The sequence below is a fragment of the Bradyrhizobium sp. 35 genome (assembly GCF_023073215.1).
In the GTDB taxonomy this organism is placed as follows: Bacteria; Pseudomonadota; Alphaproteobacteria; order Rhizobiales; family Xanthobacteraceae; genus Bradyrhizobium; species Bradyrhizobium canariense_D.
The window spans coordinates 228,046-243,458 of record NZ_JADPJC010000113.1 but is presented as its reverse complement, the minus strand read 5'-3'; the positions used below and the strand labels follow the sequence as shown (position 1 = coordinate 243,458).

14 protein-coding genes are annotated in these 15,413 nt (G+C 64.9%); 6 read left to right on the top strand and 8 right to left on the bottom strand.

Annotated elements, in window-relative coordinates; translation table 11 throughout:
* Window positions 1–276 precede the first annotated feature (276 nt).
* Window positions 277–1,551, bottom strand: coding sequence for a cytochrome P450 (locus IVB36_RS24360; protein ID WP_018453687.1), 1,275 nt, complete (start codon window positions 1,549–1,551; stop codon window positions 277–279).
* A gap of 93 nt (window positions 1,552–1,644) precedes the next feature.
* On the bottom strand, window positions 1,645–2,910 hold the full coding sequence (locus IVB36_RS24355) for a cytochrome P450 (protein WP_018453688.1): 1,266 nt from the start codon (window positions 2,908–2,910) through the stop codon (window positions 1,645–1,647).
* A 370-nt stretch (window positions 2,911–3,280) separates the two neighbouring features.
* Between IVB36_RS24355 and IVB36_RS24350 the strand changes: the two genes are divergently transcribed.
* Together IVB36_RS24350 and IVB36_RS24345 are read left to right on the top strand one after the other, a co-directional pair.
* Window positions 3,281–4,435 (top strand): YjgN family protein, encoded by a 1,155-nt coding sequence (locus IVB36_RS24350; protein WP_039798822.1) that lies wholly within the window; start codon window positions 3,281–3,283, stop codon window positions 4,433–4,435.
* Between the two features lie 3 nt (window positions 4,436–4,438).
* The gene (locus IVB36_RS24345) at window positions 4,439–5,548 is read left to right on the top strand and encodes a M48 family metallopeptidase (protein WP_247369661.1); all 1,110 of its coding nucleotides are present in this window, start codon (window positions 4,439–4,441) and stop codon (window positions 5,546–5,548) included.
* 18 nt (window positions 5,549–5,566) lie between these two features.
* Here the strand turns inward: IVB36_RS24345 and IVB36_RS24340 are convergent, their stop codons facing one another.
* The 4 genes from IVB36_RS24340 to IVB36_RS24325 all read right to left on the bottom strand — a co-directional run bounded on the left by IVB36_RS24340 (window position 5,567) and on the right by IVB36_RS24325 (window position 9,078).
* Window positions 5,567–5,776 carry a hypothetical protein gene (locus IVB36_RS24340; protein ID WP_026232575.1) on the bottom strand — a complete coding sequence of 70 codons (210 nt, stop codon included), beginning with the start codon at window positions 5,774–5,776 and terminating at the stop codon, window positions 5,567–5,569.
* 78 nt (window positions 5,777–5,854) lie between these two features.
* On the bottom strand, window positions 5,855–6,484 hold the full coding sequence (gene upp / locus IVB36_RS24335; protein WP_007614501.1) for a uracil phosphoribosyltransferase: 630 nt from the start codon (window positions 6,482–6,484) through the stop codon (window positions 5,855–5,857).
* 91 nt (window positions 6,485–6,575) lie between these two features.
* Window positions 6,576–7,814 (bottom strand): URC4/urg3 family protein, encoded by a 1,239-nt coding sequence (locus IVB36_RS24330; protein ID WP_247296112.1) that lies wholly within the window; start codon window positions 7,812–7,814, stop codon window positions 6,576–6,578.
* A gap of 7 nt (window positions 7,815–7,821) precedes the next feature.
* Complete coding sequence (locus IVB36_RS24325; protein WP_018453693.1) at window positions 7,822–9,078, bottom strand: GTP cyclohydrolase II; 1,257 nt, start codon at window positions 9,076–9,078, stop codon at window positions 7,822–7,824.
* Between the two features lie 389 nt (window positions 9,079–9,467).
* Between IVB36_RS24325 and IVB36_RS24320 the strand changes: the two genes are divergently transcribed.
* Entirely contained in the window at window positions 9,468–10,595 is a 1,128-nt protein-coding gene (locus IVB36_RS24320) for a threonine synthase (RefSeq protein ID WP_026232576.1), read from the top strand.
* A 104-nt stretch (window positions 10,596–10,699) separates the two neighbouring features.
* Window positions 10,700–11,506, top strand: a complete 807-nt coding sequence (locus tag IVB36_RS24315; protein ID WP_018453695.1) for a class I SAM-dependent methyltransferase — start codon at window positions 10,700–10,702, stop codon at window positions 11,504–11,506.
* Between the two features lie 37 nt (window positions 11,507–11,543).
* Here IVB36_RS24315 and IVB36_RS24310 read toward each other — a convergent pair whose 3' ends face one another.
* A complete protein-coding gene (locus IVB36_RS24310; RefSeq protein WP_018453696.1) occupies window positions 11,544–12,359 on the bottom strand; it encodes a DUF2927 domain-containing protein in 816 nt (271 codons plus the stop codon).
* A 68-nt stretch (window positions 12,360–12,427) separates the two neighbouring features.
* The gene (locus IVB36_RS24305; RefSeq protein ID WP_007596474.1) at window positions 12,428–13,006 is read right to left on the bottom strand and encodes a L,D-transpeptidase; all 579 of its coding nucleotides are present in this window, start codon (window positions 13,004–13,006) and stop codon (window positions 12,428–12,430) included.
* A gap of 266 nt (window positions 13,007–13,272) precedes the next feature.
* Between IVB36_RS24305 and IVB36_RS24300 the strand changes: the two genes are divergently transcribed.
* Complete coding sequence (locus IVB36_RS24300; RefSeq protein WP_085349553.1) at window positions 13,273–14,820, top strand: acetolactate synthase large subunit; 1,548 nt, start codon at window positions 13,273–13,275, stop codon at window positions 14,818–14,820.
* 36 nt (window positions 14,821–14,856) lie between these two features.
* Window positions 14,857–15,375: a hypothetical protein gene (locus IVB36_RS24295; RefSeq protein WP_018453698.1), complete on the top strand. Its 519-nt coding sequence runs from the start codon at window positions 14,857–14,859 to the stop codon at window positions 15,373–15,375.
* The last annotated feature ends 38 nt before the right edge of the window (window positions 15,376–15,413 follow it).

Below are 15,413 nucleotides of genomic sequence, written 5' to 3'. Positions count from 1 at the left end.
ATGTTGCGCGAGCTGTCATGCCGGAATTTTATAGCTGGGGTGGAGTCGCCCGCTCTCAATCCACCCCCGCGTGTCATTGCCCGCGAAGGTGGGCAAATCCAGTATTCCAGAGCCCGCAGTGCTTGAGCCGAGAAGCCGCGGCATACTGGATGCCCCGCTTGCCGCCTACGCTAAAGCTTCGGCGCCCCTGGACCTCAGCCCGGCGAAGCCTTGGCGTAGCCGGGTCGCGGAGCATGACAGCTGAGGTTGAGAAACACCTGCCGTATAGCGAGCACTCTACCCCGGAATCCTCACCGGCAGCGACTCGTACCCCTTGATGAAGCTCGAATAGATCCGCTTGGGCTCGCCGACTACCTCGATGCGGTCGAAGCGCTTCAGCATCTCTTCCCAGACGATCTTGAGCTGGAGTTCGGCGAGGCGCATGCCGACGCAGCGGTGGATGCCGAAGCCGAAGGAGAGATGGGTCCGCGGCCGCGGGCGGTCGATGATGAACTCGTTCGGCTTTTCGAACATCTCCTCGTCGCGATTGCCGGAGACGTACCACATCACGACGCGGTCGCCCTTCTTGATGTGCTTGCCGCCAACTTCAGTGTCCTGCAGCGCGGTGCGCCGCATATGCGCGAGCGGGGTCTGCCAGCGGATCACTTCGGGCACCATGGAATCGATCAGTTCCGGGTTGGCGCGCAGCCTGTCGTACTGCTCCGGATTCTCGTTCAATGCCAGCACCGAGCCGGTCATGGTGTTGCGCGTGGTGTCGTTGCCGCCGACGATGAGCAGGATGATGTTGCCCATGAGATTATCGGGGTCCATGAAGCGCGTGGCGTCGTTGTGCGCCATCAGCGACAGCAGGTCGTTGCGCGGCGCGGAGTTGACGCGCTCGTTCCAGAGCTTGGACATGTAGGCGTAGCATTCGTCCATCTCGCGGCGGCGCTCTTCGGCCGAGGCCACGATGCCGCTCTTGGGCAGCGCGGTCGCGACATCGGACCAGCGCGTCAGCTTGCGCCGTTCTTCCCAGGGGAAGTCGAACAGGGTGGCTAGCATCTGCGTCGTCAGCTCGATCGAGACGCGCTCGACGAAATTGAAGGTCTCGTTGCGCGGCAGATTGTCGAGCACGGTCTGCGAGCGCTGGCGGATCAGTTTTGCCAGTTCGTCCAGATGCGTCGGCGTGAACATCGGCGACACCGTCTTGCGCTGCGACGAATGACGCGGCTGGTCCATGGCGATGAAGCTCGGCCAGTCATAGCCTTCCGGCACGTCGCGGATCCCGATGCCGCCGAGCGTTGAATCCGAGGAGAACAGGCCGTGATTGGTGTCGACATGCATGATGTCGTTGTACTTCACCACCGACCAATACGGCTCGATCGGCGCATTGGTGCAGTAATGCACCGGCTCTTCCTTGCGCAGCCGCTCGAACCACGGCCACAGGGTGTCGTCCTGGAACAGCCTGGGCGCGCCCGGGTGGAATTGCGCCAGCGGCGTCGCATAGGCCTCCTCGCGCGCCCTGCGCATGCGTTCGGCCTTGTCCACTTGAACCGGCGCTTGGATGTTCATGGTGGTTTGCTCCAGTTGCTTGCTTGACCTCTCCCGCGTGCGGGAGAGGGGGCACAGCTTCCTTGTGGACGTGTCGAACTCATCTTTGCGAATCTAAGCCGCGATCTTCACCGGCAAGGTTTCAAGACCCTTCACGAAACTCGAATAGACCCGCTTGGGTTCGCCGACCACCTCGATATGGTCGAATCGCTTGAGGATCTCTTCCCAGATAATCTTGAGCTGGAGTTCGGCAAGCCGCAAGCCGACGCAGCGGTGGATGCCGAAGCCGAACGAGAGATGCGTGCGCGGCCGCGCGCGGTCAATGATGAATTCGTAAGGCTTTTCGATCGCATCGGCGTCGCGGTTGCCCGAGACGTACCACATCACGACCTTGTCACCTTTCTTGATCTGCTTGCCGCGGAACTCGAAGTCCGCAAGCGCTGTGCGCCGCATATGGGCCAGCGGCGTCTGCCAGCGGATCACTTCCGGCACGAAGCTGTCGAGAAGCGCTGGGTTTTCGCGCAGCTTGCGATATTGCTCCGGGTGCTGGCTCAGCGCGTGGAGCGAGCCCGACATGGTGTTGCGGGTGGTGTCGTTGCCGCCGACGATCAGAAGGATGAGATTGCCGAGGAAGTTCTTCGCGTCCATGTCGCGCGTCGCGGCGCCATGCGCCATCATCGACAACAGGTCGCTCTTCGGCGGCTGTTCGATGCGTTCCTTCCACAGTCGCGTGAAATAGCCCGCGCATTCCGTCAGCTCGGCCTGACGCTCGTCTTCGGTGGCGACGAGGCCGTCGGGGCCGGGAATGGTGGTCGCGATGTCCGACCAGCGCGTCAGCTTGCGGCGATCCTCCCAGGGAAAGTCGAACAGCACCGCGAGCATCTGCGTGGTGAGCTCGATCGAGACATGGTCGACCCAGTCGAACACCTCGCCGCGGGGCAGATTGTCCAGGCACTCGGCCGAGCGCTGGCGGATGCTGAGCGCGAGATTGTCCAGATGCGTCGGCGTGAACATCGGCGCCACGGTCTTGCGCTGCGCCGCATGGCGCGGCGGGTCCATCGAGATGAAGCTCTCGCGGCGCAGTTCCGGATCGATGTCGCGGATGGTGATGCCGCCGAGCGAGGAGGCCGAGGAGAATACCGAATGATTGGTCTCGATCTCCATGATGTCGTTGTAGCGCGTCACCGACCAATACGGCCCGAACATCGAGTCCTTGCAATAGTGCACGGGATCTTCGCGGCGCAGGCGATCGAAATAGGGCCAGAACGTATCGGTCCTGAACAGCTCTGGGTCGCCCGGATCGAACTGCTCCAGCGGCAGTGACGTAGCGCGTGCGCGTAACGCGTCGAGCTTCGCCGCGTTTTCGATGGTCCCATGCATGACCGCTCTCCCTGACATCAACCGCGCGTTCTCGTTGAATTCTGCGCTGCGGTATTTGATTTGCAATTACAGCCGGTTGTCTGCGCCGGAGCAAGGGCGAGTTTTGCCACATGGGTGTGATGTAGCCCGGATGGAGCGGAGCGAAATCCGGGATTCGGTCCGCCACTGCCGCTGTCCCGGATTGCACTGCGCTCCATCCGGACTACGAGGCCATTGATCCAACAACGTGATCTCGCGCACGCCCTCGGCCGTGGAATCGTGCCAGAAATCGACCGGAATCGAGCTAAATCGAACCCGCCCATCTTGGGGATCGACTAATCTCTGATCTATAAGTTTGATCGAACCAGGTCCGCACCCCGAGGTTGCCGCCGTGAACGACATGCAATGGGCCCCCATCGGCTCCGAACCCTTACCCCCGCCGCTGCCGCCCACGCGGGTCGATTTCACCGGCAACCGTACCGAGTTTCGCAAATTGGTCACCAAGGGTGCCCTGCTCGAGCTCGTCACCTTCGGCTTCTACCGGTTCTGGCTCGTCACCGACATCCGCCGTCATCTGTGGGCGAACACCGCGGTTGATGGCGACGCCGCCGAATATACCGGGCGGGCCAAGGAGCTGCTGGTCGGCTTCCTGTTCGCGCTCGCGATCCTGGTGCCGATCTACCTCGCTTACTTCCTTGTCGGTATCGAGTTCGAACGCTGGCAGGGCTTTGCCTCGACGCCGCTGTTCATCAGCTTCTACGCCTTTGGTCAGTTTGCGATCTTTCGCGCGCGGCGCTATCGCCTGACGCGCACGGTCTGGCGCGGCGTGCGGTTCTGGATGGACGGATCGGGCTGGGCCTATTCGTTCCGCGCCATGCTGTGGGGCTTGCTCGTGTTCCTGACGCTCGGGCTCGCATTGCCGTGGCGCGAGGCCTCGCTCGAACGCTACAAGATGCGGCACACCCATTACGGCGATTTACGCGGCGATTTCGAAGGCGACGGCTGGACATTCTTCAAGCGCGGCTGGTGGCTGTGGCTGCTGAGCCCGATCGCGATGGTGATCTTCCCGCTCGCGCCGTTCTTCTATGCCGAGTTCAAGGCGCGCGAGTGGCGCTGGTGGCTCGACGGTATCCGCATCGGCGACGTCAGCGTGTCCTCGCAATTGCCGCACAACGCATTCTACGCGTTGTACTGGAAAGTGATCGGCTGGTGGATGCTGCTCTCGGCCATCTTCGCCGCCTATATCGGCGGAGCGACCATGCTCGTCGTCAAGCTGAGCGGTCTTTCGGTCGAGCAGGCGTTGGTGCGGGGCAATGCCGCCAAGAGCATCCCGACGCTGGTGATGATGGTGATCGGCTACTTCGCACTCGCTCTCGCCCTCAACATCGTCATGCGGGTCTATCTCCAGCGCGATCTCTGGGCCAAGGTGCTGGAAACTGTCGAGGTGCACAACATCGGAGCCGCGGCGGATGTGCGCGGCAGCGCCGAGCTCGCCAGCGCGCTCGGCGAAGGCTTTGCCGATGGACTCGATGTCGCGGGATTCTGAGCTGTGAGTGAGTTGTCCACAGAGGTCCCGGCGCAATCCGCAAAGCCGACGATCTTCTTCGACGGCGTGTCGAGCCGCAGGCGGCAGGTGGCGCTGACGCTCGGTGACGCGCTCGAGATCCTCGAAGAGGGTGCGACGCCCGTTCGCTGGGCCTATGCCGACATCCGCTGCGCCGATAGCCCGCCCGGCATCTTGCGGCTCGCCTGCGCTTCCGCTCCGCCGCTGGCCCGGCTGGAAATCCGCGACGCTCTGCTCGCGTCAGACGTGACCGCGCGCTGCATGCGGCTCGACGAGCACCAGACCTCGCGCCGCGGGGTCGCAAAAATCGTCGGCTGGTCGATGGCTGCCGCCGTCTCCATTGTCTGCGTCGTGCTGTTCGGCGTGCCGCTCGCTGCCGACCGCCTCGCGCCGCTGGTGCCGAAACCGATCGAGCGGCGCATTGGAGATGCGGCGGAGGTTCAGGTGAAGACGATCTTCGGGCGCAGCGAGTGCCAGGATGGGGCGGGGAAAGCCGCCTTCGTCAAGCTCGTCAATCGGCTGCGCGATGCCGCCGGCCTCGACGACGATTCCATGACCGCGGGCGTGCTGCCGACCCCGGTGCCGAACGCGTTCGCGCTGCCGGGCGGCAAGGTGTTCGTGCTGAAGGGCCTGCTCGACAAGGCCGAAAATGCCGACGAGATCGCCGGCATCCTCGCCCACGAGCTCGGTCATCTCAAGCATTACGACAACATGCGCGGCCTGATCTACAACGGCGGCACCTCGTTCCTGATCGGCCTGTTGTTCGGCGACGTCACTGGCTCGAGCGCCGTGATCTTCGCCTCGCGCAGCGTGGTTGAGGCTTCCTATTCGCGCGAGGCCGAGACCGCTGCGGATACGTTTGCCATCGAGATCATGCACAAGCTCGGCCGTTCGCCTAAGCCTGCAGCCGAATTGATGTTCCGCATCACCGGCAAGGAAGGCGGCGGCCTCACGTCGATCCTGGCGAGCCATCCGCTGACCGAGGACCGCCTCGCGCGCATGACGAAAGAAGACCGCCCCGCCAGCGGCCCGCCGCTGCTCACGGATGCGGAGTGGCAGGCGCTGAAGGGGATCTGCGGCAGCGGCAAGGTGTGACGGCCCGCCCTCAGCGCATCACTTCGCGGGCGCAGCAGGTGGATTCGATCCGGTGGTGACGCTCGGCGCGTTGTTCGGATTGGAGGTCGTGGTCTGCGGGCCGACGTCGCGTCCATTGTAGAAGAAGACGGCAGCGACCACGGCGATCACGAAGATCGCGCCGATCGCCCAGCCCACCGGGCTGTTGCGGCGTGCTCTGTCTGCCCTGCGGTCATCCTGATAGGTCATCGTGCTCTCCATCGTAGAGCAGGAAAACCTTGCGCGAGCGAACCTGTTCCTAACGTGACGCGGTTTGCAAGCCGGCGCCTATCTCGTCCCGTAGGCGCGGTCGCCGGCGTCGCCGAGGCCCGGCAGGATAAAGCCGTTCTCGTCGAGACCTTCATCGACTGCGGCCGTCCAGATCGGCACGTCAGGATGCAGTCCGCGCAGCCGTTCGAGCCCTTCGGGGGCGGCGATCAGGCAGGCGAGGCGAATATCCTTGGCGCCGCGCTCCTTCAGCCGGTCGATTGCGGCCACAGCCGTGTTGGCGGTCGCAACCACGGGCGTCACCACGATCGCCAGGCGCTCGCTGAGATCGGACGGCGATTTGAAGAAGTACTCGACCGCGGCAAAGCTGTGCGGCTCGCGGTAGAGGCCAATATGGGCGACGCGCGCGGTCGGCACCAAATCCATCATGCCGTCGACGAAAGTGGTGCCGGCGCGCAGCATCGGCACGAACACCAGCTTCTTGCCCGCGATCTTGGCCGAATGCATCGTCGCCAGCGGCGTTTCGATAACGGTATCGGCGAGCGGCAGGTCGCGCGTCACCTCGTAGCACAGCAGCATGCCGATCTCCTTGATCAGCTCCCGAAACGATTTGGTCGAGATCGATTTGTCCCGCACCAGGGTCAGCTTGTGCTGCACCAACGGATGATCGACGATCGTGACGCCTTGCATGATCGGATGCCTTTCTTCCTTCTCCCCTTGTGGGAGAAGGTGGCGCGAAGCGCCGGATGAAGGATCTGTTTCCGCGAACTCGAACGAGAGACTAGAACACCGTACCGTCGCTGATCACCTTGAGCGGCGGCGAACCATCGGGCCGGCGCGCGAAGGCGATGGCGCGGCCCGCGGCCCAGGTGCCGCCTTCGAGAATGCTGGCGAGCGGCAATGTCTCAGGAGTGCGCCCGAGTTTGGCGCGGACCAGTTCGGCGAGCCGGTCCAGCAGCGCCACGGTCAGCGCGCGCCACTCGACGACGAGCAGGGAATCCACCGCATGCGCGCGCTCGGCATCGGCGGCGTCGCGCAGGCGCAGCACCTCGTGATCGACGAACAGCCCGCCATTGCGATATTCGGCAAGCCCGGTCAGGCCGTCGATGTCGGTGACGTCGAATCCGGCGCGCTGCAGCGGCTCGATCAACGAATAGCTCAGCCATTGCGACAGCTTGTGCAGGGGCACAAGGCCCGCGGTAGCGTCATCGGCCTTGATCGCCGGGTGGCGCCAGCAATCGCCGAGCGGAATCCCGGCAAGCTCCAGCCGCGACGGCCAGATCGGTCCGAGCTGATTCAGCACCGCCGAGAGAATCGCGGGCGCGGGAACCGCGCCGCCCTTCGCCTGCGCCGCGATGTGATCGAACAGCCCGCCCGGCCGCGGGGTGTCGTGCGCGCCGAACACGTCCGCCCGCTCCGCCACCAGCTTGCCCAAGCGGCGCAGCAGATCGGTCCGCCCCTCGACCCCGAGCAGCGGATTGGCATCGCTCACCTGAAAGGCCGAAGTGAGCGCGGCGAGTGGCAGTCGCGCGAGCACGTCGGCATCGGTCCTGAAGGGCGCGCGGGGATCGTGGGAAAAAAGGCCGCTTGCGAACATGTCGAGGCTCGCAATCGCGAGTCCCTCGGATCGGCCGATGCTCTGTCCCGTCACCGCGTCGCGGTATCGCCACGCGGCACCCGCGCCGGCGTCGAGCAGCACGCTGACGATGGCAAGGTCGAACTCCGCGCGCGCCCGTGCCGCGCGGTCGGGCCATGACGTCGCGTCCGCGAGCCGCGCCCAACGGTCGACGCCATCAAGCACGAAATGCCGCCAGCGCGCATGGAACGGAATCTCCAGCGTCGGATAGGCCTCGCGCGTCACGGCGAGAACGGCGTCGGCAACGCCATCCATGCGATCGAGATCGATGGTGAAATGCGTCAGCCCGCCGTTCAGACCGATCCCAAACATCTCGCCGGCACGCGCGCGAACCGCTGCTGCGCTAAGCAGCGAACGGGCCTGCAATTCCAAAGCGTCTGCCATCAATCGATCAGTATTTTTCCAGCGAACGCCCGACCACGCCGTCGACGTCCTTCTCCGGCGCAATGTCGGTGGAGTAATAGCCGGCGGCCTTCTTCGCGGCGATCTCGACATAGGCGTCGGCGGGAATGAGCTCGGGCGGGATCGGCACGCGCTCGACGATGTCGATGCCCTGCGAGGTCAAAGCGTCATGCTTCATGTCGCTCATCGAGAGGAAGCGGTCGATGCGCTTCAGGCCCAGCCAGTGGATGGTGTCGGGCATCAATTGCTGGAAGCGCGCGTCCTGGACGCCGGCGACGCATTCGGTGCGCTCGAAATAGGCGGCGGCCGCATCGCCGTCCTCCTGGCGCTTGCGCGCATTGTAGACCAGGAACTTCGTGACCTCGCCGAGCGCGCGGCCTTCCTTGCGGTTGTAGATCACGAGCCCGAGTCCGCCCTCCTGCGCGCCGCGCGCGGATTCCTCGATGCCGTGAATGAGGTAGGGCCGGCAGGTGCAGATATCGGAGCCGAACACGTCGGAGCCGTTGCACTCGTCATGCACGCGGCAGGTGATCTTGGTGCGATGGTCCGGCAGCTTGGTGACGTCGCCGAACATGTAGACGGTGGTGCCGCCGATCGGCGGCAGAAACACCTTCATGTCCGGCCGGGTCACGAGCTCAGGGAACATGCCGGCGGTCTGCTCGAACAGCGTGCGCCGCAGCTCGGTCTCGTTGGTCGCAAAGCGCTCCGCAAGGCCTGGCAGATACCAGACCGGATCAATCGCGATCTTCACCACCGACACGCTGCCATTGGCGTGCACGACGTCGCCGTCGGCGCGCAGGCGCTTGGCGGCGAGCGCCTCGCGGATCTCCGGCAGGTCCAGCCGCGCGCGCGTCACCGCGATGCTCGGCCTGATGTCGATGCCCTCGGCGATGTCCTTGCCGAAATTCTCGGCGACGAGATGCCCCCAGGGATCGAGCGCGACGATCTTGGCGGGATCGCTCCATTGCGGGAACGGCCCGATGGTCGCCGCGGGAAACGTGTTGGTGAGGTCGGGCCTACGAATCGGATCGAGCGCGCCGGCGGACACCGCGAGCGCGCGGTACATCGCATAGGAGCCGCCATGGCTGCCGATCACGTTGCGATCTCCCGCGCGCGACACCGTGCCGATGATCGGACCGCGGGTGCGTGCGTCGGCGGCGCCCCAGTGGATCGGGAAGGCGGCTGTCCTGCCCGGCTCCGGATGGGAGGTGAGGCGGATGTGGTCGGTACGGTTCGCGCGGCTCATGACCAAACTCCTAAAAAGCCAACGGCCCGCCGCTCGGACGGGCCTTGGCTCGTCGCGCTGCCGATGCGGAACACCGGCGGCGCGAGCTCAATCCAACATATTGTAGCGGGCAGTCGCGACAGACAAGTTAATCGTGCTGCGCGGGGGCGGGGCGGTTCGCGGCCAAATTCCTGTCGTCCCGCGACCCGGCAGCGCTTGCCCGAGTCCCACGCTACCGCACTGGCGGAGCTCTCCGCCACCGCAGTAAGATGATGAAGTAATTATGGTTTTCACGTTTTCAAGAGGCGCCACACGGTTGGCGTGCCGGGCGTCGAGTTTCCGGACAAAACGTGTCATCAAACCAAAACGTACAGATCGCCTTTGCCGCATCGCCTTCCTTGGAGACCGCCATGCCCGCCCCCGCCTACATCGACCCCCGCAACGGTAAGCTCTATCCGCTGGACCAGCCGCGCTGGTGCTCGGACGAGCGCACGCCGCTGCTGGTGACGCCCGGGGCAGGGATGTCGCGGGAGGAGATCGAGCCGCGCACGCGTTCGCTCTGGCGCTACCGGGCGGCGCTGCCGGTCGAGATCAAGACTCCGATCACGCTCGGCGAAGGCTGCACGCCACTGGTGCAGCAGGCCTGGGGCGAGCTGCGCCCGTTCTTCAAGCTCGAATGGTTCAACCCGACCGGCAGTTTCAAGGACCGGGGCTCCGCCGTGATGCTGTCCTTCCTTCGGCAGATCGGCGTCGACGCCATTCTGGAGGACTCGTCCGGCAATGGCGGCTCGTCGATGGCGGGTCTCGGCGCCGCCGGCGGCATGCGCGTGAAGATTCTCGCGCCGGCCTCGACATCGCCGGCCAAGATCGCGCAGGTCCGCGCCTATGGCGCGGCGGTGCAGCTGGTCGAGGGCCCGCGCGAGGAATCGGAGGCCGAGGCAATCCGGCAGTCGAGCCAGACCTTCTATGCCAGCCACAATTGGCAACCGTTCTTCCTCGAAGGCACCAAGTCGCTTGCCTATGAGATATGGGAGGACCTCGGCTTCCGCGTCCCCGACAACGTCATCGTGCCCGTCGGCGCCGGCAGCAGCCTTTTGGGTTGCGCCCTTGGTTTCCGTGAGCTGTTGAAAGCCGGCCAGATCACCAGGCTGCCGCGCCTGTTCGCGGCGCAGCCGCTCAACTGCTCGCCGATCGATGCAAGCTTCAAGGCCGGCGTCGACACCCCTGTCGCGCGCGAGGTGAACAAGACCATCGCCGAAGGCACCGCGATCAAGCATCCGCTGCGCCTGCGCGAGATCATCGGCGCGTTGCGCGAGAGCGGTGGCGGCACTGTCGCGCTGACCGAGGACGAGATCGTCGCCGCGCTGCGGCGTCTTGCGCGGCAGGGCCTGTTCGCCGAGCCGACCAGCGCAAGTGCTGCCGCCGCGCTGGAGAAACTATCCGTCACCGGTAGCATCAAGGCGACCGAGACCACGGTCGCGGTCCTCACCGGCACCGGCCTCAAGGCCGCGACCATCGTTGCCGATCTCGTGCAATAGGACCGCCAGGGAGGCGAAGCCGTCGCCGTCATGGGCTTGCGTTGAACCTTTGGCATCCGTCGTCAGCCTCATGAAAAACTGACATTGAGCGAAGGGAGAGTTCCATGGCCGACCAAGACCCGTTTGCTGGTTTCAAGGCAGTCCAGAAGGAAGCCTGGTCGCTGTTCACGCCGATGGAAGTGTTCACCACGCCCTCGGCCGCCAAGCTCGTGAGCTTCGCCGGGGTCGCGACCGGCCAAATGCTGCTCGACGTCGGATGCGGCACCGGCGTTGCCGCGATCACGGCGGCGCGCCGCGGTGCGAAGGTCAGGGGTCTCGACCTGTCGCCGGTCCTGCTCGAGCGCGCCCGCGAGCACGCGCAGCTGGCGAATCTCGATGTCGACTTCGCCGAAGGCGACGCCGAAAGCCTGCCCTATGGCGACAACGAGTTCGACGTGGTGCTCAGCCAGTTCGGCCACATGTTCGCGCCGCGTCCCAAGGTCGCCATCGGCGAGATGCTGCGCGTGCTGAAGCCCGGCGGCACCATCGCCTTCTCCACCTGGCCGCCGCATCTCTATGTCGGCCGGATGTTCGCGCTGATCGGCCGCCATCTGCCGCCGCCCGAGGGCGTGGCCTCACCGGTGTCGTGGGGCGATCCGAAGATCGTCGCCGAACGTCTCGCAGGGAAAGCGAAGGATATCACCTTCGAGATGGACATCATGACGCCGTCCGCACTCAGCCCGCAGCATTTCCGCCGCACCATGGAAACGACGATCGGGCCTTTGATCAAGCTCGTCGCCCAGTACAAGGACGAGCCGGACAGGCTGCGGAGTTTTCGCAGCGAGTTCGAGGCGCTGATCTCCGAATATTACGACGGAAGCAACAACGTGATGCGCCAGCAATTTTTGATGTCGAAGGCGAAGAAGGCGTAAAGCCGCGCCACGGTGCTTTCCTTCTCCCCTTGCGATCTCACTCCTTCAGATCGTTCACGCGCCTTACCCAAATGCGTACATCGGTGAGCACGTCGGGCAGCGCCGCCTTGACCTCAGCCACGGTCATGCCGGCCTTGATGCGGGGATCGTAGAGCAGGTTGAGGATGTACTGGTCATAGACGTCGAAATAGCCCATCGAGACGTTGTCGTTGAACATGGTCCAGGGCACGCTGGCGGTGTCGTTGATCGGGCCGAGCGATTGCAGCAGCTCCTCATAGGCGCAGTCGAGGAAGGTGAAATCGCCGTTGTCGACGGTGAGGATGACGTCGGAATGCTCGATCTCGAAATTGTCGTTCTTGCGGAAGCCGGACAGGCATTGCGGATCGAGCGAGGTGCGGATCTCGCGGGCCTTCTCCGCACCGTAGAAGCTCGAGATGGTGCGGAACAGATCGCGGTCGCGCACGAGCTTCACGCGCACATTCGCCGCTTCGCTGGAGTCGATCATGGCGATGTCGAGATGCTGCACGCGCTTGCCGATGTCGGCTACGACTTTCGCGAGCTGCGCCTTGCGGTCGGCGCGATCGCTCTCGGCGAACACGCGCACCGGTCCGTCGAACTTGCGGATGCGATCGACACGGCCGGCAAGGTGGTATTCGGCGCCGAACGCCGTCTTCAGAAAGCCGTCGACGATCTCGCCGTCGGTAAAGCTCTTCTTCTCGGCGCGCTGGCGCGAAGCGATCGCGGGCAATTCGCCCGCGACGGCGATGGTAGCGGTGTCAGGCGCGAACGCGACGGTGGCGAGCGCCAGCAGCACGATGCGAAAGCCGGACGGAGACGGGGCCAATGCGCTCATTGCCAGGCGACGCTGCCGTATTCGGAACCGACGCACAAGGCCGCATATCCACGCGCCGCCGATTCTTGCTAGTTGTTCAGCACGACCACCGTGGTGCCGACCCCGACGCGGCCGTAGAGGTCGGTGACGTCGTCATTGGTCATGCGGAAGCAGCCCGAGGACACCGCCTGGCCGATCGTCTCCGGCTCGTTGGAGCCGTGGATGCGATAGAGTGTCGAGCCCAGATACATCGCGCGCGCACCGAGCGGATTTTCGACGCCGCCCTTCATGTGACGCGGCAGGTCCGGCCGGCGCGCCAGCATCTGTGACGGCGGCGTCCAGTCCGGCCATTCCTTCTTGGCGGTGATCCGGTGCACGCCGCCCCAGCGGAAGCCGTCGCGGCCGACACCGATGCCGTAGCGCAGGGCCTGGCCGTTCTGGAGCACCAGATAGAGCCGGCGCTCCGAGGTGTTCACCACGATCGTGCCCGGGGCGTAGTTGCCGTTATACATGACGGTGGTGCGGGGAACTGGGCTCGAGCCGCCGCGGAAGAAATTCGGGCCGCCGCCCATGATGTCGCGCGAGTCGAACTCCTCGGCGAAGGCGCCGCCGGCGGTCGCCGACAGCAGTGCGATGGCGGCAATCGGCGCGGCAAAATACCGGATCATTGTTCCCCCAGCAAAAAATCGATTCAACTGAAGTTACAGGCCATATTTGCGGGCTTTCCGCAAGCCACGGCCTCGTGAGACGGGGCATCCTTAACGGTTGGCGTTACCAAACCGGCAACCGCGCCAATTTGCCGGAAAGTATTAGCCAAACCAGCGCATCGCCGCGCGGGGCAGGGCGGCGACGCCGGCTATTGCTTTGACGAGACGAGCGAACAATGATTGATCGGATGGATTGTTGGAACATTGCCGGTTGCGGGAGCTGACGGATGAACGGTGCGGAAAGTCTGGTGCGGACGATGGTCAAGGGCGGGGTCGACGTCTGCTTCTCCAACCCCGGCACCTCCGAGATGCATTTTGTCGCAGCGCTCGACCGCGTGCCCGGCATGCGTTGCGTGCTCGGCCTGTTCGAAGGCGTGGTGACCGGCGCCGCCGACGGCTATTTCCGCATGAAGGGCACGCCGGCCTCGACGCTGCTGCATCTCGGCCCCGGTCTTGCCAACGGCCTTGCCAATCTGCACAACGCCAAGAAGGCGAATTCCGGCATCGTCAACATCGTCGGCCAGCACGCCGTCTACCACATCGACTACAACGCGCCGCTGACCTCCGACATCGAGGGCCTGGCCCGGCCGATGTCGTCCTGGGTCCGCACTTCGCCGGACTCCAAATCGGTCGCCGCCGACGGTGCCGCGGCGATCGCCGCCGCCAAGAGCGCGCCGCCGCAGATCGCGACCCTGATCCTGCCCGCCGACACCGCCTGGAACGAAGCGGACGGCATCGCCGAGGTTCCGGCCGAGCAGCAGCGCGCGAGCTATTCGCCGCAGGCGGTCGAGCAGGCCGCAAAGATCCTGCACGGCGACGGCGAGGGCACGCTGCTGCTGATGACCGGCAGTGCGCTGAGCGAGCAGGGCCTGGCGCTGGCCGAGCGCATCGCCGCCAAGACCGGTTGCACCGTGATGGGCCCGACCTTCCGTCCCAGGATGGCGCGCGGCCGCGGCCGCTTCTCGATCGACCGCATCCATTACGTGATCGACAACGCGCTGCAGATGCTGGCCAGGTTCCGCCATATCGTGCTGGTCGAGTCCGACGATCCCGTGGCGTTCTTTGCCTATCCGAACAAGCCGAGCATCCTCAAGCCCGAGGGCTGCGAGGTGCATCGCATGACCTCCTGGGGGGAGAATTCGGTCGCTGCACTGGAAGCGCTCGCCGGCGCGGTGAAGGCCAGCGCGAAGGACGTCAAGCCGCAGGCCGCGGCTGAGCTGCTCAAGCCGACCGGCGCACTGACCCACGCCTCGATCGCGCAATCGATCGCCTATGCGATTCCGGAGAACGCGATCCTGGTCGACGAATCCCTCACCACCGGCCGCGCCTTCTTCCCGCCGACAGCGGCGGCTGCTCCGCACGACTGGCTCCAGAACATGGGCGGCTCGATCGGCTTCTCGACGCCGCTCTCGATCGGTGCCGCGATCGCCTGCCCGGACCGCAAGGTGATCTGCATGGTCGGCGACGGCAGCGCGATGTACACGATCCAGTCGCTGTGGACGCAGGCGAGAGAAAACCTCAACATCGTCACCATCGTGTTCGCCAACCGCATCTACCAGATCCTGCGCGGCGAGTTCGACAATGTCGGCGCCGGCGAGCCCGGACAGCGCGCCAACGACATGCTGCGGCTCGACCGGCCGACGCTGGATTTCGTGGCACTGGCCAAGGGCATGGGCGTGCCCGGCCGCGCCGTCACCAACGCGGACGAGTTCAACAAGGCGCTGGCCGAGGCCGTCGCCGAGCCCGGACCGCGGCTGATCGAAGTCCAGATGTAGGGCACCGCATCAGGAGCGCCGAGGGCCGGGGGCAAGATGCAGACCGAGCTGAACAAGGTGATCGCGGCACTCCGGGACTTCTACGCACACGAAACATTCCTGTTCGAGAAGGACATCGGCGAGCGTGCCATCACGCACCGCTTCGCCGTGCATCTGGAGAAGCAGTTCTGCGGCTGGTCGGTCGATTGCAACTACGACCGGCTAGGCGAGCGTACGCTGCATCTGCCGCACGGCACCATCATCTCGACCGACGATCATCTGGGCAAGTCGATCTACCCTGACGTCGTGGTGCATCAGCGCGAGATCCCGAACAATTTGCTCACCATGGAGATCCGCAAGGCCAGCAATCACACCGCGCTCGACCACGACCAGCACAAGCTGATGGCGTTGACCGATGCGCATGTCTGGTTCGCCTTTTGGATCGGCGTGCTGCTGGTGCTGGACAAGGACAACGTGACGATCTCGGAAGTCTATGTCAGCGGCGTCCTCGATCAGCCGCTGTCGCGCTGGTTCGCCACGCGGCTGGAGGAGGTCGGCCTCGGGATGGCGCGTTAAGGCGTGTGCCGAATTGTCGCCTTTAATTCAGCTATTCC